The organism is Acidovorax lacteus (assembly GCF_039540375.1).
GTDB classification, from domain to species: domain Bacteria; phylum Pseudomonadota; class Gammaproteobacteria; order Burkholderiales; family Burkholderiaceae_C; genus Acidovorax_G; species Acidovorax_G lacteus.
The window spans coordinates 1-25,053 of sequence record NZ_BAABEX010000028.1; the positions used below are offsets into that span (position 1 = coordinate 1).

A 25,053-nucleotide genomic window follows, 5' to 3' on the forward strand; every position below is an offset into this window, starting at 1 on the left:
GTGTTCTCGATCTCCGGTCGCGGCACCGTGGTGACCGGTCGTGTCGAGCGCGGCGTGATCAAGGTCGGTGAAGAAATCGAAATCGTGGGCATCCGCGACACGCAAAAGACCACCTGCACCGGCGTGGAAATGTTCCGCAAGCTGCTGGACCAAGGCCAAGCTGGCGACAACGTCGGCCTGCTGCTGCGCGGCACCAAGCGTGAAGAAGTCGAGCGCGGTCAAGTGCTGTGCAAGCCTGGCTCCATCAAGCCGCACACCCACTTCACGGCAGAGGTGTACGTGCTGTCCAAGGACGAAGGCGGCCGCCACACCCCCTTCTTCAACAACTACCGTCCCCAGTTCTACTTCCGCACGACCGACGTGACGGGCGCGATCGAGCTGCCGGCCGACAAGGAAATGGTGATGCCTGGCGACAACGTGTCCATCACGGTGAAGCTGATCAACCCCATCGCCATGGAAGAAGGTCTGCGCTTCGCCATCCGCGAAGGCGGTCGTACCGTGGGCGCTGGCGTTGTGGCCAAGATCCTCGCCTAATCGAACGATCTGAACGAGGAACTTCCCATGTCCAAGCAAAAGATCCGCATCCGCCTCAAGGCGTTTGACTACAAGCTGATCGACCAGTCGGCTGCCGAGATCGTCGACACCGCCAAGCGTACCGGCGCGATCGTCAAGGGTCCGGTGCCCCTGCCCACGCGCATGAAGCGTTTCGACATTCTGCGTTCGCCGCACGTCAACAAGACCAGCCGCGACCAGTTCGAAATCCGCACGCACCAGCGTCTGATGGACATCGTCGATCCGACCGACAAGACGGTGGACGCCCTGATGAAGCTGGACCTGCCGGCCGGCGTCGACGTCGAAATCAAGCTGCAGTAATTCGGCAGCACACCGCGCATCCTGTGGGTGCGCGGCCTTCTATGACGCGAACTTGCTTGAAAAAGCGGTTCGCGTTATACTTTGCGGCTTCGCCTTTTCTGCGTCTGCGGAAGGGGCGGAGTTTTATCAACCTTCTTTCATGCGCGCAGGCGCGAACGCTGGGGCCAATTGAAGTCGCAGCGGTGAAAGTTTTGGAGAAATAGCATGAGTCTGAGCAACTCCCTCGGGTTGCTGGGCCGCAAGGTGGGCATGATGCGTCTGTTCACCGATGATGGGGACGCAGTGCCCGTCACGGTGGTGGATGTGTCCAACAACCGCGTGACCCAGGTCAAAACCGAAGAGAACGATGGCTACGTGGCCCTGCAGGTCGCGTTCGGTTCGCGCAAGGCATCGCGTGTGACCAAGCCGGAAGCTGGTCACCTTGCCAAGGCAGGTGTGGAGGCCGGTGAAATCATCCAGGAATTCCGCGTGACGGCCGAAACCGCTGGCAAGTACGCCGCCGGTGCAGTGCTGCCCGTGACGGAAGTGTTTGCTGTGGGCCAAAAGGTGGATGTGCAAGGCACGTCGATCGGTAAGGGCTACGCTGGCACGATCAAGCGCCACAACATGGGTTCGCAGCGCGCGTCCCACGGTAACAGCCGTTCGCACAATGTGCCCGGCTCTATCGGTATGGCACAGGATCCCGGCCGCGTGTTCCCCGGAAAGCGCATGACGGGCCACATGGGCGACGTCACCCGCACCACGCAAAACCTCGATGTGATCCGCATCGACGAAGCCCGTCAGCTGCTGCTGATCAAGGGTGCCATCCCTGGCTCCAAGGGTGGTTTCGTGTCCGTGCGTCCCGCCGTCAAGGCCAAAGCCTCCAAAGGAGCGAACTAATGCAGCTCGAACTCCTGAATGAACAAGGCCAGGCTGCGTCGAAGTACGACGCGCCGGAAGCGGTGTTCGGCCGTGAGTACAACGAAGATCTGGTGCACCAGATCGTGGTGGCCTACCAGGCCAACGCCCGCCAGGGTACCCGTGCTCAGAAGGACCGTGAACAAGTCCGTCACTCGACCAAGAAGCCGTTCAAGCAAAAGGGCACGGGCAACGCTCGCGCCGGTATGACGTCCTCGCCGCTGTGGCGTGGGGGTGGCCGCATCTTCCCGAACTCGCCGGAAGAAAACTTCACCCAGAAGATCAACAAGAAGATGTACCGCGCCGGCATGTCTGCGATCCTGTCGCAGCTGGCCCGTGAAGGTCGTCTGGCCGTGGTGGATTCGCTCAAGGTCGATTCCCCCAAGACCAAGGTCCTCGCCGACAAGTTCAAGGCGATGAACCTGCAGTCGGTGATGGTGATCGCCGACGAGGTCGATGAAAACCTGTACCTCGCTTCCCGCAATCTGGCCAACGTGCTCGTCGTCGAGCCCCGTTACGCCGATCCGGTGTCGCTGGTGCGTTTCAAGAAAGTGCTCGTCACCAAGGGCGCGATCGACAAACTCAAGGAGATGTTCGCATGAGCACGCCCAAGTTTGACGAAGGCCGCCTGATGCAGGTGCTGGTCGCTCCCATCGTGTCCGAAAAGGCCACGCTGGTGGCAGAGAAGTCCAACGCCGTGACCTTCAAGGTGCTGCAGAACGCCACCAAGCCTGAAATCAAGGCCGCCGTGGAGCTGATGTTCAAGGTCGAAGTGAAGGGCGTGTCGGTGGTGAATACCAAAGGCAAGACCAAGCGTTTCGGCAAGACCGTGGGCCGCCGTGACAACGTGCGCAAGGCCTATGTGACCCTGAAGCCGGGCCAGGAACTGAACCTGTCCGGGGAGGCCGCTTAATCATGGCAGTCATCAAGATGAAACCCACCTCGCCCGGCCAGCGCGCTGTGGTGAAGGTGACGCGTGACCACCTGTACAAGGGTGAAGCCTACGCTCCGCTGCTGGAACCCCAGCACCAGAAGTCGGGCCGCAACAACAACGGTCACATCACGACCCGTCACAAGGGCGGTGGTCACAAGCACCACTACCGCGTGGTGGACTTCCGTCGCAACAAGGACGGCATCCCGGCGAAGGTCGAGCGCGTCGAGTACGACCCCAACCGTACGGCCCACATTGCACTGCTGTGCTATGCCGACGGCGAGCGTCGCTACATCATTGCGCCCCGTGGCGTGGAAGTGGGCAGCACCCTGCTGTCCGGCTCCGAAGCCCCGATCCGCGCTGGCAACACGCTGCCCATCCGCAACATCCCTGTGGGTTCGACCATCCACTGCATCGAGCTCAAGCCCGGTGCCGGTGCGCAGATCGCCCGCTCGGCAGGTGCCTCGGCAACGCTGCTGGCCCGTGAAGGCACGTACGCCCAGGTGCGTATGCGCTCGGGTGAAGTGCGCAAGATCCACATCGAATGCCGCGCCACCATCGGTGAAGTGGCCAACGAAGAGCACAGCCTGCGCCAACTGGGCAAGGCCGGTGTGAAGCGCTGGATGGGCATTCGTCCGACCGTTCGCGGTGTGGCCATGAACCCGATCGACCACCCGCACGGTGGTGGTGAAGGCCGTACCGGCGAAGGCCGCAATCCTGTCGACCCGTGGGGCAACCTGACCAAGGGCTACCGCACCCGCAACAACAAGCGCACGCAGGTGATGATCGTGTCGCGTCGTAAGAAGTAAGGGGTAGCAAATGACTCGTTCTCTCAAAAAGGGTCCGTTTGTTGACCATCACTTGCTGGCCAAGGTCGAGAAGGCCATTGCCACCAAGGACAAGAAGCCTGTCAAGACCTGGTCGCGTCGCTCCATGGTTCTGCCCGAGTTCATCGGTCTGACCATTGCCGTGCACAACGGCAAGCAGCACGTGCCGGTCTATGTCACCGACCAGATGGTGGGCCACAAGCTGGGCGAATTCGCCCTGACGCGCACCTTCAAGGGTCACCCCGCGGACAAAAAAGTCCAGAAGAAATAAGGAGTAGACCATGTCTGAAACACGTGCAGTCCTCCGTGGCGTTCGCCTGTCGGTCGACAAGGGCCGCCTGGTGGCCGATCTGATCCGCGGCAAGAAGGTGGACCAGGCGCTGAACATCCTGACGTTCACGCAGAAGAAGGCCGCCGGCATTGTCAAGAAGGTGCTGGAGTCCGCGATTGCCAACGCCGAGCACAACGACGGTGCCGACATTGACGAACTCCGCGTCAAGACCATCTACGTTGAGCAGGGCACCACGCTCAAGCGTTTCACCGCGCGCGCCAAGGGCCGCGGCAACCGCATCAGCAAGCCCACGTGCCATGTGTACGTGACGGTGGGCAACTAAGGGCCGAGGAAGAATATGGGACAGAAAATCCATCCTACCGGCTTCCGCCTGGCGGTCAGCCGCAACTGGGCCAGCCGTTGGTACGCCAGCAACCGCGACTTCGCGGGCATGCTGGCCGAAGACATCAAGGTGCGTGAGTACCTGAAGGCCAAGCTGAAGAACGCCGCTGTGTCGCGCATTCTGATCGAGCGCCCCGCCAAGAACGCCCGTATCACGATCTACTCGGCACGTCCGGGCGTGGTGATCGGCAAGAAGGGTGAGGACATCGAGAACCTGAAGAAGGAACTCGCGACGCGCCTGGGCGTGCCGGTGGCTGTGAACATCGAAGAAGTGCGCAAGCCGGAAATCGATGCCAAGCTGATCGCCGACAGCATCACCCAGCAGCTCGAAAAGCGCATCATGTTCCGTCGCGCCATGAAGCGTGCGATGCAGAACGCCATGCGCTTGGGTGCTCAGGGCATCAAGATCATGTCGTCGGGTCGTCTGAACGGCATCGAAATCGCTCGCACCGAGTGGTACCGTGAAGGTCGCGTGCCGCTGCACACGCTGCGCGCCGACATCGACTACGGCACCTCGGAAGCCAAGACCACCTATGGTGTGATCGGCGTGAAGGTGTGGGTCTACAAGGGTGACACGCTGGGTCGTGGCGACCTGCCGGTGGCGGAAACGCCGCGTCCGGAAGAAGAGCGTCGTCCCCGTGGTCCGCGCCGCGATGGCCGTCCTGGCGATCGCAATGGTGCTGGCCGTGGCGCCCGCCGCCCCATGGGTGGCAACGCCGCTCCGGCTGATGGCAGCGACAAGCCTGCCGAAGCCGGTGGCGCCGACAACGCCGTTAAGCGCGTCCGCAAGGTAGGCGCGCCCGCTACAGCAGCGGACGGTAAAGGAGAATAAACATGCTGCAACCTGCTCGCCGCAAGTATCGCAAGGAGCAAAAAGGCCGTAACACCGGCGTTGCCACCCGTGGCAACTCGGTCGCTTTCGGTGACTTCGGGCTCAAGTGCACGGACCGTGGCCGCTTGACGGCCCGCCAGATCGAAGCCGCACGCCGTGCGATTTCCCGCCACGTCAAGCGTGGTGGCCGTATCTGGATCCGCGTGTTCCCCGACAAGCCGATCTCGACCAAGCCCGCAGAAGTGCGTATGGGTAACGGCAAGGGTAACCCTGAGTACTACGTGGCAGAAATCCAGCCCGGCAAGATCGTGTTCGAAATCGTGGGCGTGCCCGAAGAACTCGCTCGCGAGGCCTTCCGTCTGGCCGCTGCCAAGCTGCCGCTGCGCACCACGTTCGTCAGCCGCCACATTGGTGCTTGATTCAGGAGAAGAAGAGATGAAAGCTGCTGAACTGCGCCAAAAAGACGTTGCCGGCATCGAAGCCGAAGTCAAGGCCCTGCAAAAGGCCCACTTCGGTCTGCGCATGCAGAAGGCCACGCAGCAACTGGGCAACACCGCCTCGCTGCGCGTGACCCGTCGCGACATCGCCCGCGCGAAGACCATCCTTGCTGAAAAGCAAGCCGCCAAGTAAGGAGCCGACATGACGGAAGCTAAAAAATCCCTCAAGCGCACCTTGATTGGCAAGGTGGTCAGCGACAAGCGTGCCAAGACCGTGACCGTGCTGGTCGAGCGCCGTGTGAAGCACGAGCTCTACGGCAAGATCGTGGCCAAGTCGAGCAAGTACCACGCCCATGACGAAAAGGGCGAGTACAAGCTGGGCGACGTGATCGAAATCACGGAAAGCCGTCCGATCTCCAAGACCAAGAACTGGGTTGCGACCCGCCTGGTCCAAAAAGCGGGTCTGGTTTAAGACCTGCCTGCAGCCCTGCACCCAGCAGGGCTCTCCCAAACGGCCCACAATGTGGGCCGTTTTGCTTTTGGGAGGGTGCATGGTGCGCCTTCGGCAAACCCTACAGAAAAGGAGCCTCTCATGATCCAGGTCGGCGACGCATTGCCTTCCACCACGCTGATGGAGTATTCGGAAGTCGAAGGCGAGGGCTGCAGCATCGGCCCGAACCCCGTGGCCGTGGACAAAGCCGCTGCGGGCAAGACCATTGCGGTGTTTGCTGTGCCCGGCGCCTTCACGCCCACCTGCTCGGCCAAGCATGTGCCAGGTTTTGTGGACAAGGCCGACGCCTTCAAGGCCGCAGGCGTGGACGAGATCTGGTGCCTGTCGGTGAACGACGCGTTTGTGATGGGCGCGTGGGCGCGTGACCAGAAGACCGCCGGCAAGGTGCGCATGCTGGCCGATGGCGATGCGGCCTTTGCCAAGGCCACGGGCCTGACGCTGGACCTCAACGGCCGTGGCCTGGGCCTGCGCAGCAACCGCTACTCGATGCTGGTGCGCGACGGCAAAGTGGTGAGCCTGAACGTCGAGGCCCCGGGCAAGTTCGAGGTCAGCGACGCCGACACGCTGCTGGCCCAGGCCAAGGCCTGACGAAGGCCCTCGGCCGGGCATCTCAGGTGCCCGGCAGTGGAAGTCCGCCAAGGCGCTGCCGCCCCGCTGGGCGCAGCGCCTTTGCTTTTGCGGCGGTGCCAAGGCCTGGCAGGCACCATGCCCTGCGCTGTGCGGCCCAGTGTGTGGGGTGGCCGCCGCAGACTTCAGGCGGCAAGCGCCTAGGGTGCAGAAATACTGGTTGCTATGGATTTGATAGCTGCTTGTGCTTGATTTTCAAGCACAAGCACCTCAAAACACTCGCAGTCAGCAGCCGAGTAGCCGAGCGCCTTCCGGGCTGCCTGTACGTTCTCGTGCCGTACCAAAACCTCTAGCGACGGTTGACGACTGCACCGCCGAGAGCCCGCCCGGCGTGCAGTCTCTGCGATGGCCATCTGGACCCCGCGCCGCGCGTTGGGCCGACGCTCAGTCGATGTCCACCTTGAGGTAGTGTGCGCCCGCAATGGGGCTGTGGTAGTAGGGTGGGATTTCTTCGAAGCCCAGGTCGGCGTAGAGCGCCCGGGCCGATTCCATGTCGTCCAGCGTATCGAGCAGCACGCTGGCGTAGCCTGCGCGGCGTGCGCCGTCCAGAATCGCCTCGGTCAGCTCCCGTCCCAGCCCAAAGCCGCGGAACGCCTTGCGCACGTACAGGCGCTTCATCTCGGCGGCGTTGGGGTAGTCGGCGGTATCCAGCGGGCGCAACGCACAGCAGCCGGCCACGGCGCCGTCCACCAGCGCCAGCAGCAGCAGGCCGCGGGGCGCCGCGTAGTCGCCGGGCAACTGGGCCAGTTCTGCGTCAAAGTTCTGGAAGCACAGGTCCACGCTCAGGCTGGCGGCGTATTCCCGGAAGATGTCGCGCACGGCGTCCCACTCGTCGGGGGTCGTCGGGGCGATCAGCGAGACAGAGGGCTTGTCCACGGCAGGCGCGTCGGGCGGCGTCGAAAAACAGGCCCGCAGTGTACCCGGCTGGCCTTCGCCCTTGCAGCGGGCGCTGGCGCGCGCAATGCGGGGGCTTGGCTGCAGGAGGCGGGCGGGCTTCAGCCTTCGGCCAGCAGCTTTTCGATGAGCTGGTGCAAGGCCGCGAAGTCGGGCGTGCCCACGAAGGACTTCACGATCTCGCCACGCTTGTTGACGACGAAGGTGGTGGGGGTCAGGCGCACGTCGCCCCAGGCCTTGGCCACCTCGCCAGTGTTGTCGATCGCCACCTTGAAGGGCAGCTTGCGCGTCTCGGTGAAGTTCACCACGTAGCTGGGCGGGTCGTAGCTCATGGCGACGGCCACGGTGTCGAAGCCCTTGTCGCGGTACTTCTGGTAGGTGTTCACCAGGTCGGGCATTTCGGCCACGCAGCTGGTGCAGCTGGTGGCCCAGAAGTTGACCAGCGTGACCTTGCCCTGCAGGTCGGCCGTGGTCTTGCGGCTGCCGTCCAGCAGCACGAAGGTGCTGGCGGGGGCCGGTGCGCGGCCGGTGTCCAGGTACACCCACGCGCCGATGGCCGCAAACAACGCCACCACGCCCGCCACTGCCCACTGCTTCACACCCATGACATGCCCCGTTCAGAAAGATTGGCCCTCGCCGCGCGCACGCGGCAGGCCCCTATTGTCTGCCACACGCCTAATCGGCCACAGCAGCTGGCCGTGTGCGGCCAGGCCCGCGCCAGCGAGCAGACCAAAGTGGACCCTGCCAGTGCGACAAAGTTCACGAGGCCTGCGCGCTCGGCCGCTGTGCCCATAATGCCTCCATGAAATGCCTTGTGGTGGGTGCGGGCCTGGCGGCCCTGCTGGTGGGCTGTAGCCCGGCGCTGAACTGGCGCACTGTGATGTTCGACGCCGCGGCGCTGGGAACCACCTTCCCGTGCAAGCCTGACCAGGAGGCGCGCCGCGTCGCGCTGGCTGGCCAGGCGGTGCAGATGGAAATGATGGGTTGCGAAGCCGACGGCGCGACCTTTGCGGTGTCGCACGCCGTGCTGCCTGCGGGCACCACGCCTGCGGTGGCGCTGCAGCACTGGCAGGCCGCCGCCTCCGCACGTGCAGGTGCGACATGGCCGGCCGCCACGACGCCGTTTGTGCCCAAGGGCGCGCTGGCGCTGCCCGAAGCCGTGCGCACCACCGTGCAGGGCCAGCGGCCGGACGGCGCCGCCGTCACGCTGCAGGCCGCCTGGTTTGCCCGTGTGGTCGGCCCCGAGGTGCACCTGTACCATGCCGCCCTCTACAGCCGCGCACCGCGGCCCGAAGTGGCCGACGTCTTCTTCAACGGCCTGGTGCTCAAGTGAGCGCACTGCTCAGCCGCCGTGCGGCCGTCACGGTGTTCTTGGCGTTTGCGTTTGCGTACTTCCTGTCGGCGCTGGTGCGGGCCATCACGGCCACGCTTGCGCCCACGCTGGCGCAGGAGTTTTCGCTGCGCGCTGCCGACCTAGGCCTGCTGGCAGGCGGCTACTTTCTGGGCTTTGCGGCCACGCAACTGCCGCTGGGCGCCTGGCTGGACCGCCATGGCCCGCGCAAGGTCTCGCTCGCCTTTCTGGGCGTGGCGATCGTTGGCAGCCTCGTGTTTTCGCTGGCCGATGGTTTTGGCGGGTTGCTGCTCGGGCGACTGCTGTGCGGTGCGGGTGTGAGCGCCTGCCTCATGGCTCCCTTGACGGGCTACCGGCGCTGGCTGGAGCCCGTGGCCCAGATGCGCGCCAATGCCTGGATGCTCATGACCGGCTCGCTGGGCATGGTGGCCTCCACGTTGCCGGTGCAATGGGCGCTGCCGGTGGTGGGTTGGCGGCCTTTGTTCTGGGCGCTGGGCGGCTTGTTTGCGCTGGCCATGCTGCTCATTGTGTGGGTGGTGCCGCGCTGGCAACAGGACACGCCGGGCCCCAGCGCAGCCCGCCCCGCCACCGGTACCGGGGTGCAGGCCGCCACGCCTGCAGTGCCAGCGCCCGGCTATGGCGAGGTGTGGCGGCATCCGTACTTCCGCCGCCTGATGCCGCTGGGCTTTTTTGTGTACGGCGGCATGGTGGCGGTGCAGACGCTCTGGGCCGGGCCCTGGATGCAGCGCGTGGCCGGCTACAGCGCGCTGGAGGCCGCAACGGGCCTGTTCTGGGTCAACGTGTCCATGCTTTGCACCTTCTGGGCCTGGGGCATGGTCAACCCTGTGCTGATGCGCCGCGGCTGGAATGCCAACCGCCTGATGCGCGCGGGCCTGCCGCTGTCGCTGCTGGTGCTGGGCGGCATCATTGCCGCAGGCCCTCAGGCGGGGGGGGCGGCCTGGGCGTTGTTCTGCGTGTCGTGCACGTTTGTCTCGCTCGCGCAGCCGGCCGTGGCGCTGGCGTTTCCGTCGGCGCTGGCCGGGCGGGCGCTGTCGGCTTTCAACCTGGTGATCTTTGCGGGTGTGTTCGTGGTGCAGTGGGGCATTGGCCTGCTGGTGGACGGGCTGCGCGCGCTGGGCTGGGAGACGGTGGCGAGCTTTCAGGGCGCGATGGCGGTGTTCCTGCTGTGCAATGTCGGGTCGTACCTGTGGTTTGTGCTGCAGGGGCGCAGCGATAATGCAGCGGAGACTTTGCGCCCATGACCACCCGCATCCTGCTGATTGCCCACGCCCCCCTGGCCCACGCGCTGCGGCAGTGCGCGCTGCATGTGTTTCCCGACTGCGGCGACGATGTGGTGGCGCTCGACGTGCAGCCCAACGCACCGCCCGAGGAATCGCTGGCCCAGGCCCGCCTGCTGACCGCCGCCTGGGACGACGGCCCCGTGCTCGTGCTCACCGATGTGTTCGGCGCCACCCCCTGCAACGTGGCCCAGCGCCTGGTGGACGGTGTGCGCTCGCGCCTGGTCACGGGCGTGAACCTGCCCATGCTGCTGCGCGCCGTGAGCTACCGCCGCGAGCCCTTTGATTCGGTGGTGCTGCGCGCCGTGGCCGGCGGCACCCAAGGCGTGATGCAGGTGGCGATTGCCGCGCCGCAGAACCAGCCCCGACGTTCTTCCCATGATCCAGACCCGTATCACCATCAGCAATAAGCTGGGCCTGCACGCCCGCGCCTCGGCCAAACTCACCAAGCTGGCCGGCAGTTTTCCGTGCGAAGTGTTCATGAGCCGCGGCGAGCGCCGCGTGAACGCCAAGAGCATCATGGGCGTGATGATGCTGGCCGCCGGCATCGGCACCGAGGTGATGATCGAGACCGCAGGCGACCGGGAGCAGGAGGCCATGGACGCACTCGTGGCGCTGATCAACGACAAGTTTGGCGAAGGGGAGTGAACGGGTGATGATGGCCTCCACGCTCCCGCACCGCGTGTGGTCGCTGCCCCCTGGGGGGGTACGGGCGGCTGCGCACCTGGAAGGCCGCCCATGACCTTTGCCGTCCACGGTCTGGCGGTGGCCCGGGGCATTGCCATCGGGCGCGCGGTGCTGGTCGCATCGAGCCGCGTGGACGTGGCGCATTACTTCATCAAGCCCGAGCAGGTCGAGGCCGAGATCGACCGCGTGCGCCGCGGCCGCAACGCGGTGGTGGAGGAATTGCAGCGCCTGCAGGCCGACATGCCGGCCGACGCGCCGCACGAGCTGGCCGCGCTGCTGGATGTGCACCTGATGCTGCTGCAGGACGATGCGCTCACGGGCGGCGTCAAGCACTGGATCACCGAACGCCTCTACAACGCCGAATGGGCGCTGACCACGCAACTGGAGATCGTGGCCCGCCAGTTCGACGAGATGGAGGACGACTACCTGCGCGAGCGCAAGGCCGACTTGGAGCAGGTGGTCGAGCGCGTGTTGCGCCACATGAAGGGCGTGGCCAGCCCCGTGGCCCCGCCGGCCGCGAGCCCGCGGCGCAAGACGCAGCAGGACCTGCTGCTCGACGACACCGTGGACGTGCCCCTGGTGCTGGTGGCGCACGACCTGTCGCCGGCCGACATGCTGGCCTTCAAGCAAAGCGTGTTCGCAGGCTTCGTCACCGACGTGGGCGGCAAGACCTCGCACACCGCCATCGTGGCGCGCAGCATGGACATTCCGGCCGTGGTGGCAGCCCGCGCGGCCAGCCAGCTCGTGCGCCAGGACGACTGGGTCATCATCGACGGCGATGCGGGCGTGGTCATCGTCGATCCCTCGCCCATCATCCTGGCCGAATACGGCTTCCGCCAGCGCCAGACCGAGCTGGAGCGCGAGCGCCTTTCGCGCCTGCGCCACACGCCGGCGGTCACCATCGACGGCCAGCGCGTGGAATTGCTGGCCAACATCGAGCAGCCCACCGACGCCGAAGGCGCCGTGCGTGCCGGGGCCGTGGGCGTGGGCCTGTTCCGCAGCGAGTTTTTGTTCATGGGCCGCGAAGGACGCCTGCCCGATGAAGAGGAGCAGTACCGTGCCTACCGCGACGCCATCGAAGGCATGCAGGGCCTGCCGGTCACCATCCGCACCATCGACGTGGGGGCCGACAAGCCGCTTGACAAAGGCCACAAGGACAGCCACCTGAATCCCGCGCTCGGTCTGCGCGCCATCCGCTGGAGCCTGGCCGACCCGGTGATGTTCCGCACGCAGCTGCGGGCCGTACTGCGCGCCGCCGCGCACGGCAAGGTGAACCTGCTGTTCCCCATGCTCGCGCACCGGCACGAGATCGAGCAGACCCTGGCGCAGGTGCAGCTCGCCCGGGCCGAGCTGGACGCGCGCGGCCAGGCCTACGGCGCGGTGCGCCTGGGCGCGATGATCGAAGTGCCGGCCGCCGCCCTCATGGTGCGCACCTTCCTGCAGTACTTCGACTACCTCTCCATCGGCACCAACGACCTGATCCAGTACACGCTGGCCATCGACCGCGCCGACGAGGCCGTGGCCCACCTCTACGACCCGCTGCACCCTGCCGTGCTGCGCCTGGTGGCCGACGTGATCGCCGAGGGCGCGGCGCAGGGCAAGAGCGTGAGCGTGTGCGGCGAAACCGCGGGCGACGTGAGCATGACGCGTCTGCTGCTGGGCCTGGGGCTGCGCAGCTTCTCCATGCACCCGGCGCAGATCCTGGCCGTCAAGCAGGAGGTGCTGCGCGCCGACACGCGCAAGCTCGCGCCCTGGGCGCAGCGCGTGCTGGCGGGCGAGGTGCCAGCCAGTCCGGCGCCTGGTTTGTGATGGATGCTACTTTTTTGATAGCTGGTCGTGCTTGACTTTGCTGGGCTGCAGGCCGAAATGGCCTGAAGCCTTGCCCGTGGTGATGGGGTGGCACATGGCGCGGCCAACCCCTGAGCACCGCGCCGCGAGGCGCGTCTTTCGGCTTTGGAGTGCTATTGAATCAATAGCTGCTCGTGCTTGATTTGGCTGGGCTGCAGGCCGAAATGGCCTGAAGCCTTGCACGTGGTGATGGGGTGGCACATGGCGCGGCCAACCCCTGAGCACCGCGCCGCGAGGCGCGTCTTTCGGCTTTGGAGTGCTATTGAATCAATAGCTGCTCGTACTTGATTTGGCTGGGCTGCAGGCCGATCTGCTTCAGTAGATGGCGGTGCCTACCGCGCCCGCATCCCCAGCACGGCCGCCGCCATGATCAGCAGGGTGGCCATCACGATGCTCAGGCTGAACGGCCGCCCGCTGGTCAGCACCAGCAGTGCGGTGGACGCGAGCGGCGTGGCATAGCTCAGGATGCCGATCTGCCGGGCATCGCCCAGCTTGAGCGCCTTGTCCCACAGAAAAAACGCCGCGCCCAGCGGGCCCAGGCCCAACAGTGCGAGCAGCAGCCAGTCGCGCCCCTGCAGCGTGGCCGCGGGCTCCAGCAGCACATGGCACAGCAGCGACAGCAGGCCCGACACCAGGCCGAACAGGCCGATCGCCGTGGTCGGAAAGGCCGCTACGCGCTTGGTGCCCAGCGAATACGTGGCCCAGATGAAGGCCGCACCCAGCGCCGGCAGGTAACCCCAGGCGAGCGTGCCGCTCAGCCCGCGCCCGCTGGTGATGGCCAGCGCCGCACCCGCAAAGCCCAGCAGTGCCGCCGCGATGTGCGCCCAGCGCAGCCGCACACCCGGCAGCACCACGGGCGCCAGCACCACGATGAACAGCGGCCACAGGTAGTTGACGAGGTTCGCCTCCACCGCAGGCGCGTGGCGCAGCGCGATGAACAACAGGAAGTGGTACGCAAACAGCCCATAGACCCCCAGCGCCAGGGTGCGCAGCGGAATGCGCCACTGGCGCGGGTCGCGCAGCACAAACGGCCAAGCTGGCACGCTGCCGATGATGAGCGCAATGCCCGTGAGCAGGAACGGCGGCACATGCGTGAGCGACACGCCCAGCGTGGCCAGCGAGGCCCACATGGCGATGGCGCCCAGGGCATAGAGGTTCGGATGCATGCGCCCGAGCATACGCGCGGCCATCGTCGCGCGCTGGCGGTGCGCCGTCGCGCAAACGGGGTGTGGCAGGCTGAGGGCTCAGCCGCCGTGCTGGCGCCGCAGCGCGGCCGTCAGGGCTGAGGGCGAGCGATAGCCCACGCGGCGCGCCACCTCGGCCACGGCCAGGCCCTGCGCGCGCAGCGCACGCGCCTGCGCCAGACGCTGGCCGCGCAGCCAGGCCATCAGCGGCTGGCCGCATTCGGCGCGGCAGCGCGCATTGAGCTGCCCCGGGCTCAGGTGTACGCGCGCAGCCAACGCGGCCAGATCGGGCCATGCCCCCGGCTGCGCCAGAGCCCAGGCGGCCAGCGCATGCCAGTCGATACGGCGCGCGCGGGCCGCAAAGGCGGCGGTCGGCAGCGGGGTGGGTTGCCAGGCCTCCAGCAGCAACGCGGGGCCGAACTGCTGGGCCAGCGGCTGGCCCCGTTCGAGCGCCGCCTGCAGGTAGCGCGCCAGCGCGGGCACAGCAGGCGGCAACTGCGGCGCAAATGGCCCGGCGGCGGAGCAGGCGGCCCAGTGCGGGCTGTGCGCATCCAGCACCAGGCACAGGCTGCCGCTACGGGCTTCAAAGTCGTGCCGCGCGCCGGGCGCGATCACGCAGCCCTCACCGGCCTGCAGCCGGTGACCACGGCCTTCCACGTCGAGGTCGAGCGCGCCTTCCAGCCCCACCAGCACCTGGAAATGCGCGTGCGCATGGCTGCCCGGCGACGCGCCATAGCGCCGCAGCGACAGGGCGGGCGCGGCGGGCTGCATGGGGGCGGATGCAGGGGCGGGAGAGGGGGCTGCGCGGCCGCTCAGGCGCCCGTCACGCCGGCCGCATGGGCCTGCTGGTCGGCGTGGTAGCTGCTGCGCACCATCGCGCCCACCGCGGCGTGGCTGAAGCCCATCTTGTAGGCCTCTTCCTCGAACATCTTGAAGGTGTCGGGGTGCACATAGCGGCGCACAGGCAGGTGGCTGTTGCTCGGGGCCAGGTACTGGCCGATGGTGAGCATGTCGATGTCGTGCGCCCGCATGTCGCGCATCACCTGCAGGATTTCTTCGTCCGTCTCGCCCAGGCCGACCATCAAGCCGCTCTTGGTGGGCACGTTCGGGTGCAGGGCCTTGAACTTCTTGAGCAGGTTCAGGCTGAACTGGTAGTCCGAACCGGGGCGTGCCTCTTTGTACAGGCGCGGCACGGTTTCGAGGTTGTGGTTCATCACATCAGGCGGTGCGGCCTTGAGGATCTCGAGCGCGCGGTCGTCGCGGCCGCGGAAGTCGGGCACCAGCACCTCGATCTGCGTGCGCGGCGACAGCTCACGCGTGCGGCGGATGCATTCGACAAAGTGGCCCGCGCCGCCGTCGCGCAGGTCGTCGCGGTCCACGCTGGTGATCACCACGTAGTTGAGTTTGAGCGCCGCAATGGTCTTGGCCAGGTTCTCGGGCTCTTGCGCGTCCAGCGGGTCGGGGCGGCCGTGGCCCACGTCGCAGAACGGGCAGCGGCGCGTGCATTTGTCGCCCATGATCATGAACGTGGCCGTGCCCTTGCCGAAGCATTCGCCGATGTTGGGGCAGCTGGCTTCCTCGCACACGGTGTGCAGCTTGTGCTCGCGCAGGATCTGCTTGATCTCGTAAAAGCGCGTGGTGGGGCTGCCGGCCTTCACGCGGATCCACTCGGGCTTCTTGAGCACCTCGCCCTGCTCCACCTTGATCGGGATGCGCGAGAGCTTTGCGGCGGCCTTCTGCTTGGCCAGCGGGTTGTAGGTGTCGGTGGACTGTGCTTCGCGCACGACGTCAGAGGTGCTCATGGCGGACTCGCTGCGGGTTCAGGGCGCGAGGCGCTGCGCAAGCTGTTGGCCCAGCCGCTGCGCCACATCGTCCCAGGTGGTGTGGACCCCGATTGTAGAAAGGTCCACCGTGGACAAGCCTGCGTAGCCGCAAGGGTTGATGCGCAGAAAGGGCTCCAGGTCCATCGCCACGTTCAGCGCCACGCCGTGGTAAGTGCAGTGGCGGCTGACCTTGATGCCCAGCGCTGCGATCTTGCCCAGGCCGGTGAAATCTGGGGGCGGCGGGGGGCTGCCATCGGCGCGGCGCTGTGGGCGCTGCGGCAGCATGGCATGGCTGCCCGGGTCGTCCAGCCGCACGTAAATGCCGGGTGCGCCCGCCACGCGGTGCCCAGTGACGCCGTAGTGCGCGAGCGTGCGGATCACGGCTTCTTCAATGCGGTAGACGTACTCCTTCACGAAGTAGCCCGCGCGCTGCAGATCGATCAGCGGGTAGGCCACCACCTGGCCTGGGCCGTGGTAGGTGACCTGGCCGCCGCGGTTGGTGGCCACCACCGGAATGTCGCCCGGGGCCAGCAGATGGTCGGCACTGCCGGCCACGCCCTGCGTGAAGGTGGGTGGGTGCTCGCACAGCCACAGGCGGTCGGCGTCCTGCGGACCGCGCTGCGCGGTGTAGTCCTGCATGGCCTGCACGGTGGGTGCATAGTCCACGCGGCCCAGCCGCTCGGGCGCCAGGGCCTGCGTGGTCACAGCACCACCTTGACCAGCGGATGGCCCGACAGCGCCATGTAGAGCGCATCCAGCTGCGCGCGGCTGGTTGCGGTCACATGGATCGTGACGCCCAGGTAGTTGCCGCCGCGGCTCTCGCGCAACTCAATGCGCTCGGCATCAAATGCCGGGTCGTGCTGGCGCGCGGTTTCAATCACGGCGGGCAGCAGGGCCTCGACCTTGAGCCCCATCACCTTGATGGGAAACAGGCAGGGGTATTCGATCAGCGAATCCTTGCGCGGATCAGAGCCAGGGGTGGGTGCGGATGTCATGGGTCAGGCGGGTTCGGGGCAGGGGCTTCAGCACGGGACGGGCGCTTTGTCATGCGATCGCCACGGGAGGCTGACAAGCTGCAAAGCGTGCGCGTGGCGGGCCGCGCGGACTGGGGCGCGGAGGGCGATTGTCGTGCGCTGCGGCAAGGGCGGTCGCGCACGCCAACATGCCTCCACAGACCCGCGCAGGGTCTTTGTGGAGGATCGCACGGGTTTTTACTTATAATTAGAGGCTTTGCAAAAGTTCCGGCATCTGCTGCGGGTCAAGTTTCATGCAAGAAAAGCGCCCGTTCGATGAAGGAGCTGAGGTCGAAGACTCCGACTTCAAGCCCCTGTCCGCCCAAGAGGCGCAGCAGTGGCGCATGCGCCATCCCGCCACCTCCGTATGGTCTGTGGTCGTGGGGCAGGCGGTGCTCGGAGTGCTGGTGGCTGTGATGGCGTGGTGGGTCAGCGGGCGAGCCTCTGTGGGCTGGTCGGCGGCCTACGGTGCCGTGGCGGTGGTCGTTCCAGCAGCACTCGTGGCGCGTGGCATCACGCGCAAAACAGGTGCTGCAGTGGCAGGAAGTCTGCTGGCTCGACTGCTGGGGTGGGAGTTGGCAAAGATCGCGTTGACCGTGGTGCTGCTGCTAGCGGCGCCCAAGGTGGTGCCGCAGCTGAGCTGGCTGGCGCTGCTGGTGGGCATGGTGATCACGATGAAGATGTACTGGGTGGCTCTCTGGATGCGACCCGGTGTTCGAAAAACCGATTGATATAGAGAAGAGTTGTCCGATGGCCGCAGAAGCGCATGGTCCGACTGCAAGTGAATACATCGTTCACCACCTGCAGCATCTTCAGAACATCAAACAAAAAACCATCGTGGACTTTTCGGTGGTGAACATCGATTCCTTGGTGATCGGTTTTGTGGTGGGCTTTTTGGGGTTGTTCATCCTGTGGCTGGGTGCCCGCAAGGCCACGGCAGGGGTTCCCACCCGTTTTCAGGCAGCAGTAGAAATGCTGGTGGAAATGGTGGACACGCAAACCAAGGCCAACGTCAAGAACGCCAACAGCCGCAAATTCATTGGTCCCATGGCCCTGACGGTGTTCGTCTGGATCTTCATGATGAACGCCATGGACATGCTGCCCGTGGACCTGCTGCCTTCGATCTGGGCAAAGATCTATGAGCTGACTGGTCGCGACCCCCACGATGCGTATCTGCGCGTGGTGCCCACGGCCGATCTGTCGACCACGCTTGGTTTGGCGGTGTCTGTTTTGCTGCTGTGCCTCTACTACAGCGTGAAAATCAAGGGCCTGGGCGGCTGGACCCATGAGTTGGTCAGCGCGCCGTTTGGCACGAGCAAGAACCCGCTGTTCGCCGTGATTCTGGGTGTGGTCAACGTCACCATGCAGATCATTGAGTACGTCGCCAAGGCGGTGTCCCACGGCATGCGACTGTTCGGAAACATGTACGCAGGTGAGTTGGTGTTCATGCTGATTGCCCTGATGGGCGGCGCCGCTGCGCTGTCGCTCTCCGGCGTGCTGCTGCCTGTGGGGCATGTGATCGCTGGCTCGCTGTGGGCGATCTTCCACATTCTCGTGATCACGTTGCAAGCGTTCATTTTCATGATGCTCGCGCTGATTTATCTGGGTCAGGCGCACGAAGCGCACTGATGGTTCTGGTTTCCCTCTCGTTGTTCTCTTAACTTTTCTTTTTTACTCAGGAGTTATCATGGAAAACATTCTCGGTTACGTTGCTCTGGCTTGCGGTCTGATTGTGAGCCTCGGCGCTATCGGTGCTTCGATCGGTATCGCTCTGATGGGCGGCAAGTTCCTTGAATCGTCCGCTCGCCAGCCTGAGCTGATCAACGAACTTCAAACCAAGATGTTCATCTTGGCTGGTCTGATCGATGCGGCCTTCCTGATCGGCGTTGCTATCGCCCTGCTGTTTGCGTTTGCAAACCCCTTTGCCGCTACGTTCCTGGCCAGCGTTCCGAAGTAATCTTCCGTCAACGCCATCTTAGAAAGGTGTTGCCGTGAGTATCAACGCGACCCTGTTCTTTCAGATCATCGTCTTTTTCGTTCTGGTGTGGTTCACGATGAAATTCGTGTGGCCGCCCATTACCAAGGCGTTGGATGAACGAGCCCAGAAAATCGCCGATGGCCTCGCTGCTGCTGACCGCGCCAAATCTGAATTGACCGCTGTGAACCAGCGCGTCGAGAAGGAACTGGCCCAGACGCGCAATGAAACGGCCTCGCGTCTTGCGGACGCCGACCGTCGTGCCCAGGCCATCGTGGACGAGGCCAAGGCACGCGCTACGGAGGAAGGCAACAAGATCATCGCCGCAGCTCGCGCTGAAGCCGAGCAGCAGATGATTCAGGCCCGCGAGGCCCTGCGCGAGCAGGTGGCAGCGCTTGCCGTCAAGGGTGCTGAGCAGATTCTCCGCAAGGAAGTCAATGCTGGCGTCCATGCCGACCTGCTGAACCGCCTGAAGACCGAGCTGTAAGGGGACGCACATGGCAGAACTCGCCACCATTGCCCGCCCTTACGCCGACGCCCTGTACAAGGCCAGCGTCGCTGCCGGTACTGCCGATTGGGGCGGTGTCCTGGCCTGGGTGGACGAACTGGCGGCGATTGCCGCCGACCCTCAGTTGTCCCAGCTGGCCGACAACCCCAAAGTGACGTTGGACCAAGTGTTCAACATCATGACTGGGGTGGTTCGCTCCCCGCTGCCGGATGTTGCCAAGAATTTCCTGCGCACGGTTCTCGAAAACGGTCGCCTCAGCGCGCTGCCCGAAGTGGCTGCGCAGTTCCGCGCCCTTGTGAACCAGCGCAACGGTTTGTCGGACGCGATCGTGTACAGCGCTTTCCCGCTGGATGCGGCTGCGCTCAGCGACCTTGGGGCTTCGCTCGAAAAGCGTTTCGGCCGCAAGCTCAACCTCTCCACCCAGGTGGATGAGTCGCTGATCGGCGGCGTCCGCGTGGTCGTAGGCGACGAGGTGCTGGACACCTCCGTCAAGGCCCGTCTCGAACAAATGAAAGCGGCCCTCACGGCGTAACGCGCCCGAGGTCTCGGCTAACCCAAGAAAGAAGGAAAGAGTCATGCAACTCAATCCCGCAGAGATTTCTGAACTGATCAAGAGCCGCATCGAAGGCCTGGCCGCCAGCGGTGACATCCGGAATCAGGGCACCGTGGTGTCCGTGACGGACGGTATCGTGCGCATCCATGGCCTGTCGGAAGTGATGCAGGGCGAAATGCTCGAATTCCCGGCTACCAAGGACGGCCAGCCCTCTTATGGCCTGGCACTGAACCTCGAGCGTGACTCCGTCGGTGCCGTGATTCTGGGCGAATACGAGCACATCTCCGAGGGCGATACCGTCAAGTGCACGGGCCGCATTCTGGAAGTGCCCGTGGGCCCCGAACTCGTGGGCCGCGTGGTGAACGCCCTGGGTCAGCCCATCGACGGCAAAGGCCCGATCAACGCCAAGATGACCGACGTGATCGAGAAGGTCGCTCCGGGCGTGATCGCCCGCCAGTCGGTGGACCAACCGCTGCAGACCGGTCTGAAGTCGATTGACTCGATGGTGCCGATCGGCCGTGGCCAGCGCGAACTGATCATTGGCGACCGCCAGACCGGCAAGACCGCTGTGGCGATCGACGCCATCATCAACCAGAAGGGCCAGGGCGTGACGTGTATCTACGTTGCGATTGGCCAGAAGGCTTCGTCGATCAAGAACGTGGTGCGCGCTCTCGAGCAGGCCGGTGCCATGGACTACACCATCGTGGTGGCTGCCTCGGCTTCCGAATCGGCGGCCATGCAGTACGTGTCGGCCTACTCGGGCTGCACGATGGGTGAGTACTTCCGCGACCGCGGCCAAGACGCCCTGATCGTGTACGACGATCTGTCCAAGCAGGCTGTAGCCTACCGCCAGGTTTCGCTGCTTCTGCGCCGCCCGCCGGGCCGCGAAGCTTTCCCTGGCGACGTGTTCTATCTCCACAGCCGCCTGCTCGAGCGCGCCGCTCGCGTGAATGCCGACTACGTGGAAGCCTTCACCAAGGGTGAAGTCAAGGGCAAGACGGGCTCGCTGACGGCACTGCCTGTGATCGAAACCCAGGCGGGTGACGTGTCGGCCTTCGTGCCTACGAACGTGATCTCGATCACGGACGGCCAGATCTTCCTGGAAACCAGCCTGTTCAACGCCGGTATCCGCCCCGCCATCAACGCCGGTATCTCGGTGTCGCGCGTGGGGGGTGCAGCCCAGACCAAGCTGATCAAGGGCCTGTCGGGCGGTATCCGTACCGACCTCGCACAGTACCGTGAACTGGCTGCGTTCGCGCAGTTCGCTTCCGATCTGGACGAAGCCACCCGCAAGCAGCTCGACCGTGGTGCCCGCGTGACCGAACTGCTCAAGCAGCCGCAGTACAGCCCACTGCCCGTGTCGCTCATGGGTGCCACGCTGTTCGCCGTGAACAAGGGTTTCCTGGACGACATCGACGTCAAGAAGGTGCTCGCGTTCGAATCCGGCCTGCACCAGTTCCTGAAGACCAGCTACGCTGCCCTGCTCGAACGCCTGGAAAAGAACCGTGCTTTCGACAAGGAAGGCAAGGACGAGGCCGAGCTGACCGCTGCCATCACGGCGTTCAAGAAGTCGTTCGCTTAAACCCCGGACGAGGAGCCATCATGGCAGCAGGCAAGGAAATACGCGGCAAGATCAAATCGGTGGAGAACACCAAGAAGATCACCAAGGCCATGGAAATGGTGGCCGCATCCAAAATGCGCAAGGCGCAAGACCGGATGCGCGCTGCCCGTCCTTACAGCGAGAAGGTTCGCAACATTGCGGCGAACCTGGGCCAGGCCAACCCGGAGTACGTGCACCCCTTCATGCAGGTGAACGACGCCAAGCAGGCCGGCATCATCGTGGTGACGACCGACAAGGGCCTGTGCGGCGGGATGAACACCAACGTGCTGCGTGCCGTGACCGGCAAGCTGCGCGAACTGCAGGCGCAAGGCGTCGAAACCCAAGCCGTGGCCATTGGCAACAAGGGCCTGGGTTTCCTCAACCGCATCGGCGCCAAGGTGGTCGCGCACGCCACGGGTTTGGGCGACACGCCTCACCTCGACAAGCTCATCGGCCCCGTCAAGGTCCTGCTCGACGCTTACGCGGAAGGCAGGATTAGCGCGGTGTACCTGAGCTACACCAAGTTCATCAACACGATGAAGCAGGAATCGGTGGTCGAGCGTCTTCTGCCCCTGTCCTCGGAAGAGATGCAGACGCAGAGCACGGAACACGGCTGGGAGTACATCTATGAGCCCGATGCCCAGACCGTGATCGACGAGTTGCTGGTCCGCTATGTCGAATCCCTGATCTACCAGGCTGTCGCGGAAAACATGGCGTCCGAGCAGTCGGCGCGGATGGTGGCCATGAAGGCCGCCACCGACAACGCCGGCAATGTGATTGCGGAGCTGAAGCTGGTCTACAACAAGACCCGTCAGGCGGCGATCACCAAGGAACTTTCCGAGATCGTGGCAGGCGCCGCTGCTGTGTAAGCAGCCCGACAGACATCAATATTGGAGCGAAAAATGGCTCAAGTGCAAGGCAAGATTGTTCAATGTATCGGCGCCGTGGTGGACGTGGAGTTCCCGCGCGACCAGATGCCCAAGGTGTACGACGCCCTCAAGCTCGAAGGCTCGGCGCTGACGCTGGAAGTGCAGCAGCAGCTGGGTGACGGCATCGTCCGCACCATTGCGCTCGGCTCGTCCGACGGTCTCAAGCGTGGCCTGATGGTCACCAACACCGGCAACCCCATCACCGTGCCCGTGGGCAAGGCCACCCTGGGCCGCATCATGGACGTGCTGGGCAACCCCATCGACGAGCGCGGCCCTGTGGACCAGGCGCTCACGGCGTCCATCCACCGCAAGGCACCGGCGTACGACGAGCTGAGCCCCTCGCAGGAACTGCTCGAAACCGGCATCAAGGTGATTGACTTGGTGTGCCCGTTCGCCAAGGGCGGCAAGGTGGGTCTGTTCGGTGGCGCCGGTGTGGGCAAGACCGTGAACATGATGGAGCTCATCAACAACATCGCCAAGGCCCACTCGGGTCTGTCGGTGTTCGCTGGCGTGGGCGAGCGTACCCGTGAGGGCAACGACTTCTATCACGAAATGGCCGATTCCGGCGTGGTGAACCTGGAGAACCTGGGCGAGTCCAAGGTGTCCATGGTCTACGGCCAGATGAACGAGCCCCCGGGCAACCGTCTGCGCGTGGCGCTGACCGGTCTGACCATCGCCGAGTCCTTCCGCGACGAAGGCCGTGATGTGCTGTTCTTCGTGGACAACATCTACCGCTACACCCTGGCCGGTACGGAAGTGTCCGCTCTGCTGGGCCGTATGCCTTCTGCCGTGGGCTACCAGCCGACGCTGGCCGAAGAAATGGGCCGTCTGCAAGAGCGTATTACGTCGACCAAGGTTGGCTCGATCACCTCGATCCAGGCCGTGTACGTGCCTGCCGATGACTTGACCGACCCCTCGCCTGCCACGACCTTCGCCCACCTGGACTCCACCGTGGTGTTGTCGCGTGACATCGCCGCTCTGGGTATCTACCCCGCCGTGGACCCGCTGGACTCGACCAGCCGCCAGCTCGACCCCCAAGTGGTGGGTGAAGAGCACTATGGCGTGGCCCGTTCGGTGCAAGGCACGCTGCAGCGCTACAAGGAGCTGCGCGACATCATCGCGATTCTGGGCATGGACGAACTGGCGCCGGAAGACAAGCTGATCGTGGCCCGCGCCCGCAAGATCCAGCGTTTCCTGTCGCAGCCGTTCCACGTGGCCGAAGTGTTCACGGGCTCGCCCGGCAAGTATGTGCCGCTGTCCGAAACGATCCGCGGCTTCAAGATGATCGTCAACGGTGAGTGCGACCATCTGCCCGAGCAGGCGTTCTACATGGTGGGCACGATCGACGAAGCCTTTGAAAAGGCCAAGAAGATCGCCGGCTAAGGCGGCCTAAGACCGCAGGCGCGCACGCCGTGCGCTCTGTGGTCTGGCACTCCCAGCCTCAACCCCTTTCCTAGGAGCCATGATGAACACCATCCACGTCGACGTGGTCAGTGCCGAGGAGTCCATCTTCTCCGGTGAAGCGCGCTTTGTGGCGCTGCCCGGTGAAGCCGGCGAGCTGGGGATCTACCCCCGCCACACCCCGCTGATCACCCGCATCAAGCCCGGCTCGGTGCGCATCGAGATGGCCAATGGCGATGAGGAGTTTGTCTTCGTCGCTGGCGGCATCCTGGAGGTGCAGCCGAACCGTGTGACCGTGCTGTCCGACACCGCCGTGCGCGGCAAGGATCTGGACGACGAGAAGGCCAATGCTGCCAAGGCCGCGGCCGAAGAAGCGCTGAAGAACGCCAAGAGCGATCTGGACCTGGCCAAGGCCCAGTCGGAGCTGGCGATCATGGCTGCCCAGATCGCTGCGCTGCGCAAGTTCCGCCAGAAGAAGTAAGCCGTTTCCGGGCCTTGCCCGGCCGCTGCAACGCCAAAAGGCCCGAGGCACGCTTCGGGCCTTTTGTTTTGAGCGGCCCCCCTCGTGGGCCTGCGCCGCGGGATGCGTGCAGCCCAGTGTCCGGGCAGTCTGTGCCTGCATGGCGTGCGGCCTTCGCTGCACCGCCAAACTGAGCGCCGCAAACGCCAGCATTGCCGCCCATGTGGGCGAGGGCTTGTGGAAGGAAACCCAGGCTGCCGTGGCGCAGGCCCGCGGCAAGTAAGCGGCAGCCCTGCGCTTCGTTGGCGCAACGTACCCGGACACAAAGCACAAAGGGCTCCCTCGGGAGCCCTTTGTGCTTTGACAAGCGTCTTGTGACGTCTTGCCTCATCGTGCAGCGTGGGGACACCAGTGCGCCCAAGCGCCCGCCCCCCGCCAGCAGCAGGCCGCCAGGCCTGCACCCGCTTACATCTTCAGGCCGACTTCACCGAAGGAAATCTGACCCGTGCGCACCGCATCGGCCGCCTGGGCGCGCACTGCAGCGCGGTCCGCGCTCGACTGCGCCGACAGCACGCGGGAGCCAGCAGGCTCCTGGCTACGGGTCGCGGCCACCGTAGCGGCCTCGGCTTGCACTTCGGCGCGGGTGCGGTTCGTCTCGGCCTGCAGCGCAAACTGCGAACCATCGGCCTCATCGGCCTGTGCACCAAACGAAGCCACAGCGGCCAGGGCAGCGATCGAAAGCATACGGGAAACGTTCATGATGGGACTCCTCAACAACAGAAGAAAACAGGACTGAAAAAAAGGGTTCAAAGACAGCGCAGCGGCGGGCGATCAGCCCAGCTCACCCGAGCGGATCTGGCCCGTGCGCACGGCATCGGCGGCCTGGGCGCGCACCGCAGCGCGGTCGGCGCTGGACTGCAC

At 65.0% G+C, this 25,053-nt stretch carries 35 protein-coding genes and 1 pseudogene; 27 read left to right on the forward strand and 9 right to left on the reverse strand.

Annotated elements, in window-relative coordinates; all coding sequences use genetic code 11:
- The 13 genes from ABD866_RS12305 to ABD866_RS12365 form a co-directional block, all read left to right on the forward strand.
- A partial coding sequence (locus ABD866_RS12305; protein ID WP_345065411.1) for an EF-Tu C-terminal domain-related protein occupies nucleotides 1-534 on the forward strand: 534 nt, incomplete at its 5' end.
- A 27-nt stretch (nucleotides 535-561) separates the two neighbouring features.
- A complete protein-coding gene (rpsJ, locus tag ABD866_RS12310) occupies nucleotides 562-873 on the forward strand; it encodes a 30S ribosomal protein S10 (protein ID WP_003059431.1) in 312 nt (103 codons plus the stop codon).
- A gap of 204 nt (nucleotides 874-1,077) precedes the next feature.
- Nucleotides 1,078-1,752: a 50S ribosomal protein L3 gene (gene rplC, locus ABD866_RS12315; protein ID WP_345065413.1), complete on the forward strand. Its 675-nt coding sequence runs from the start codon at nucleotides 1,078-1,080 to the stop codon at nucleotides 1,750-1,752.
- Nucleotides 1,752-2,372, forward strand: coding sequence for a 50S ribosomal protein L4 (gene rplD / locus ABD866_RS12320; protein WP_345065416.1), 621 nt, complete (start codon nucleotides 1,752-1,754; stop codon nucleotides 2,370-2,372). Before rplC ends, rplD begins: the two co-directional genes overlap by 1 nt.
- Nucleotides 2,369-2,683, forward strand: a complete 315-nt coding sequence (gene rplW / locus ABD866_RS12325) for a 50S ribosomal protein L23 (protein WP_345065419.1) — start codon at nucleotides 2,369-2,371, stop codon at nucleotides 2,681-2,683. Before rplD ends, rplW begins: the two co-directional genes overlap by 4 nt.
- 2 nt (nucleotides 2,684-2,685) lie before the next feature.
- Nucleotides 2,686-3,510, forward strand: a complete 825-nt coding sequence (gene rplB, locus ABD866_RS12330; protein ID WP_345065421.1) for a 50S ribosomal protein L2 — start codon at nucleotides 2,686-2,688, stop codon at nucleotides 3,508-3,510.
- A gap of 10 nt (nucleotides 3,511-3,520) precedes the next feature.
- A complete protein-coding gene (gene rpsS / locus ABD866_RS12335) occupies nucleotides 3,521-3,799 on the forward strand; it encodes a 30S ribosomal protein S19 (RefSeq protein ID WP_024813777.1) in 279 nt (92 codons plus the stop codon).
- Between the two features lie 10 nt (nucleotides 3,800-3,809).
- The gene (gene rplV, locus ABD866_RS12340) at nucleotides 3,810-4,142 is read left to right on the forward strand and encodes a 50S ribosomal protein L22 (protein WP_119967500.1); all 333 of its coding nucleotides are present in this window, start codon (nucleotides 3,810-3,812) and stop codon (nucleotides 4,140-4,142) included.
- Between the two features lie 15 nt (nucleotides 4,143-4,157).
- On the forward strand, nucleotides 4,158-5,033 hold the full coding sequence (gene rpsC / locus ABD866_RS12345) for a 30S ribosomal protein S3 (RefSeq protein ID WP_345065428.1): 876 nt from the start codon (nucleotides 4,158-4,160) through the stop codon (nucleotides 5,031-5,033).
- Nucleotides 5,034-5,035: 2 nt separating this feature from the next.
- Nucleotides 5,036-5,452 (forward strand): 50S ribosomal protein L16, encoded by a 417-nt coding sequence (gene rplP / locus ABD866_RS12350; RefSeq protein ID WP_345065431.1) that lies wholly within the window; start codon nucleotides 5,036-5,038, stop codon nucleotides 5,450-5,452.
- Between the two features lie 16 nt (nucleotides 5,453-5,468).
- Nucleotides 5,469-5,663: a 50S ribosomal protein L29 gene (rpmC, locus tag ABD866_RS12355; RefSeq protein WP_345065434.1), complete on the forward strand. Its 195-nt coding sequence runs from the start codon at nucleotides 5,469-5,471 to the stop codon at nucleotides 5,661-5,663.
- A gap of 9 nt (nucleotides 5,664-5,672) precedes the next feature.
- A complete protein-coding gene (gene rpsQ / locus ABD866_RS12360) occupies nucleotides 5,673-5,942 on the forward strand; it encodes a 30S ribosomal protein S17 (RefSeq protein ID WP_345065437.1) in 270 nt (89 codons plus the stop codon).
- A gap of 120 nt (nucleotides 5,943-6,062) precedes the next feature.
- Nucleotides 6,063-6,569: a peroxiredoxin gene (locus tag ABD866_RS12365; RefSeq protein ID WP_345065440.1), complete on the forward strand. Its 507-nt coding sequence runs from the start codon at nucleotides 6,063-6,065 to the stop codon at nucleotides 6,567-6,569.
- A 423-nt stretch (nucleotides 6,570-6,992) separates the two neighbouring features.
- Here the strand turns inward: ABD866_RS12365 and ABD866_RS12370 are convergent, their stop codons facing one another.
- Complete coding sequence (locus ABD866_RS12370) at nucleotides 6,993-7,484, reverse strand: GNAT family N-acetyltransferase (RefSeq protein ID WP_345065442.1); 492 nt, start codon at nucleotides 7,482-7,484, stop codon at nucleotides 6,993-6,995.
- A gap of 119 nt (nucleotides 7,485-7,603) precedes the next feature.
- A complete protein-coding gene (locus ABD866_RS12375) occupies nucleotides 7,604-8,107 on the reverse strand; it encodes a TlpA disulfide reductase family protein (protein ID WP_345065444.1) in 504 nt (167 codons plus the stop codon).
- A 197-nt stretch (nucleotides 8,108-8,304) separates the two neighbouring features.
- Here ABD866_RS12375 and ABD866_RS12380 point away from each other — a divergent pair, with 197 nt between their 5' ends.
- The 5 genes from ABD866_RS12380 to ptsP all read left to right on the forward strand — a co-directional run bounded on the left by ABD866_RS12380 (nucleotide 8,305) and on the right by ptsP (nucleotide 12,647).
- A complete protein-coding gene (locus ABD866_RS12380; RefSeq protein ID WP_345065447.1) occupies nucleotides 8,305-8,835 on the forward strand; it encodes a hypothetical protein in 531 nt (176 codons plus the stop codon).
- Nucleotides 8,832-10,115: an MFS transporter gene (locus ABD866_RS12385; protein WP_345065450.1), complete on the forward strand. Its 1,284-nt coding sequence runs from the start codon at nucleotides 8,832-8,834 to the stop codon at nucleotides 10,113-10,115. Before ABD866_RS12380 ends, ABD866_RS12385 begins: the two co-directional genes overlap by 4 nt.
- Nucleotides 10,112-10,561 carry a PTS sugar transporter subunit IIA gene (locus ABD866_RS12390; protein WP_345065453.1) on the forward strand — a complete coding sequence of 150 codons (450 nt, stop codon included), beginning with the start codon at nucleotides 10,112-10,114 and terminating at the stop codon, nucleotides 10,559-10,561. Before ABD866_RS12385 ends, ABD866_RS12390 begins: the two co-directional genes overlap by 4 nt.
- Nucleotides 10,530-10,799, forward strand: coding sequence for an HPr family phosphocarrier protein (locus tag ABD866_RS12395; protein WP_345065456.1), 270 nt, complete (start codon nucleotides 10,530-10,532; stop codon nucleotides 10,797-10,799). Before ABD866_RS12390 ends, ABD866_RS12395 begins: the two co-directional genes overlap by 32 nt.
- Nucleotides 10,800-10,889: 90 nt before the next feature.
- Nucleotides 10,890-12,647: a phosphoenolpyruvate--protein phosphotransferase gene (ptsP, locus tag ABD866_RS12400; protein WP_345065459.1), complete on the forward strand. Its 1,758-nt coding sequence runs from the start codon at nucleotides 10,890-10,892 to the stop codon at nucleotides 12,645-12,647.
- Between the two features lie 371 nt (nucleotides 12,648-13,018).
- Here the strand turns inward: ptsP and ABD866_RS12405 are convergent, their stop codons facing one another.
- From ABD866_RS12405 to ABD866_RS12425, 5 genes are all read right to left on the reverse strand, one after another.
- Nucleotides 13,019-13,852: a DMT family transporter gene (locus ABD866_RS12405; protein WP_345065461.1), complete on the reverse strand. Its 834-nt coding sequence runs from the start codon at nucleotides 13,850-13,852 to the stop codon at nucleotides 13,019-13,021.
- 78 nt (nucleotides 13,853-13,930) lie between these two features.
- Nucleotides 13,931-14,641, reverse strand: a complete 711-nt coding sequence (locus tag ABD866_RS12410; RefSeq protein WP_345065464.1) for an AraC family transcriptional regulator — start codon at nucleotides 14,639-14,641, stop codon at nucleotides 13,931-13,933.
- 41 nt (nucleotides 14,642-14,682) lie between these two features.
- Nucleotides 14,683-15,672, reverse strand: a complete 990-nt coding sequence (gene lipA / locus ABD866_RS12415) for a lipoyl synthase (protein WP_345065466.1) — start codon at nucleotides 15,670-15,672, stop codon at nucleotides 14,683-14,685.
- Nucleotides 15,673-15,690: 18 nt separating this feature from the next.
- On the reverse strand, nucleotides 15,691-16,332 hold the full coding sequence (gene lipB, locus ABD866_RS12420) for a lipoyl(octanoyl) transferase LipB (RefSeq protein ID WP_345065713.1): 642 nt from the start codon (nucleotides 16,330-16,332) through the stop codon (nucleotides 15,691-15,693).
- Between the two features lie 62 nt (nucleotides 16,333-16,394).
- Nucleotides 16,395-16,688 carry a YbeD family protein gene (locus tag ABD866_RS12425; RefSeq protein WP_345065469.1) on the reverse strand — a complete coding sequence of 98 codons (294 nt, stop codon included), beginning with the start codon at nucleotides 16,686-16,688 and terminating at the stop codon, nucleotides 16,395-16,397.
- A 272-nt stretch (nucleotides 16,689-16,960) separates the two neighbouring features.
- Between ABD866_RS12425 and ABD866_RS12430 the strand changes: the two genes are divergently transcribed.
- From ABD866_RS12430 to ABD866_RS12470, 9 genes are all read left to right on the forward strand, one after another.
- Nucleotides 16,961-17,437 carry an ATP synthase subunit I gene (locus tag ABD866_RS12430; RefSeq protein ID WP_345065472.1) on the forward strand — a complete coding sequence of 159 codons (477 nt, stop codon included), beginning with the start codon at nucleotides 16,961-16,963 and terminating at the stop codon, nucleotides 17,435-17,437.
- A 19-nt stretch (nucleotides 17,438-17,456) separates the two neighbouring features.
- A complete protein-coding gene (atpB, locus tag ABD866_RS12435) occupies nucleotides 17,457-18,335 on the forward strand; it encodes a F0F1 ATP synthase subunit A (RefSeq protein WP_345065475.1) in 879 nt (292 codons plus the stop codon).
- 58 nt (nucleotides 18,336-18,393) lie between these two features.
- Nucleotides 18,394-18,663: a F0F1 ATP synthase subunit C gene (atpE, locus tag ABD866_RS12440; RefSeq protein ID WP_345065478.1), complete on the forward strand. Its 270-nt coding sequence runs from the start codon at nucleotides 18,394-18,396 to the stop codon at nucleotides 18,661-18,663.
- Nucleotides 18,664-18,697: 34 nt separating this feature from the next.
- The gene (locus ABD866_RS12445) at nucleotides 18,698-19,168 is read left to right on the forward strand and encodes a F0F1 ATP synthase subunit B (RefSeq protein WP_345065481.1); all 471 of its coding nucleotides are present in this window, start codon (nucleotides 18,698-18,700) and stop codon (nucleotides 19,166-19,168) included.
- 10 nt (nucleotides 19,169-19,178) lie between these two features.
- Nucleotides 19,179-19,721 (forward strand): F0F1 ATP synthase subunit delta, encoded by a 543-nt coding sequence (locus ABD866_RS12450; RefSeq protein ID WP_345065483.1) that lies wholly within the window; start codon nucleotides 19,179-19,181, stop codon nucleotides 19,719-19,721.
- 43 nt (nucleotides 19,722-19,764) lie between these two features.
- A complete protein-coding gene (atpA, locus tag ABD866_RS12455) occupies nucleotides 19,765-21,324 on the forward strand; it encodes a F0F1 ATP synthase subunit alpha (RefSeq protein ID WP_345065486.1) in 1,560 nt (519 codons plus the stop codon).
- Nucleotides 21,325-21,344: 20 nt separating this feature from the next.
- Nucleotides 21,345-22,211 carry a F0F1 ATP synthase subunit gamma gene (atpG, locus tag ABD866_RS12460; protein ID WP_345065489.1) on the forward strand — a complete coding sequence of 289 codons (867 nt, stop codon included), beginning with the start codon at nucleotides 21,345-21,347 and terminating at the stop codon, nucleotides 22,209-22,211.
- 33 nt (nucleotides 22,212-22,244) lie between these two features.
- Nucleotides 22,245-23,654, forward strand: a complete 1,410-nt coding sequence (gene atpD, locus ABD866_RS12465; protein WP_345065492.1) for a F0F1 ATP synthase subunit beta — start codon at nucleotides 22,245-22,247, stop codon at nucleotides 23,652-23,654.
- Between the two features lie 82 nt (nucleotides 23,655-23,736).
- The gene (locus tag ABD866_RS12470) at nucleotides 23,737-24,153 is read left to right on the forward strand and encodes a F0F1 ATP synthase subunit epsilon (protein ID WP_345065495.1); all 417 of its coding nucleotides are present in this window, start codon (nucleotides 23,737-23,739) and stop codon (nucleotides 24,151-24,153) included.
- 444 nt (nucleotides 24,154-24,597) lie between these two features.
- Here ABD866_RS12470 and ABD866_RS12475 read toward each other — a convergent pair whose 3' ends face one another.
- Together ABD866_RS12475 and ABD866_RS12480 are read right to left on the reverse strand one after the other, a co-directional pair.
- Complete coding sequence (locus tag ABD866_RS12475; RefSeq protein WP_345065498.1) at nucleotides 24,598-24,891, reverse strand: DUF4148 domain-containing protein; 294 nt, start codon at nucleotides 24,889-24,891, stop codon at nucleotides 24,598-24,600.
- A 72-nt stretch (nucleotides 24,892-24,963) separates the two neighbouring features.
- Nucleotides 24,964-25,053: pseudogene (locus tag ABD866_RS12480) on the reverse strand (DUF4148 domain-containing protein); the annotation flags it as partial.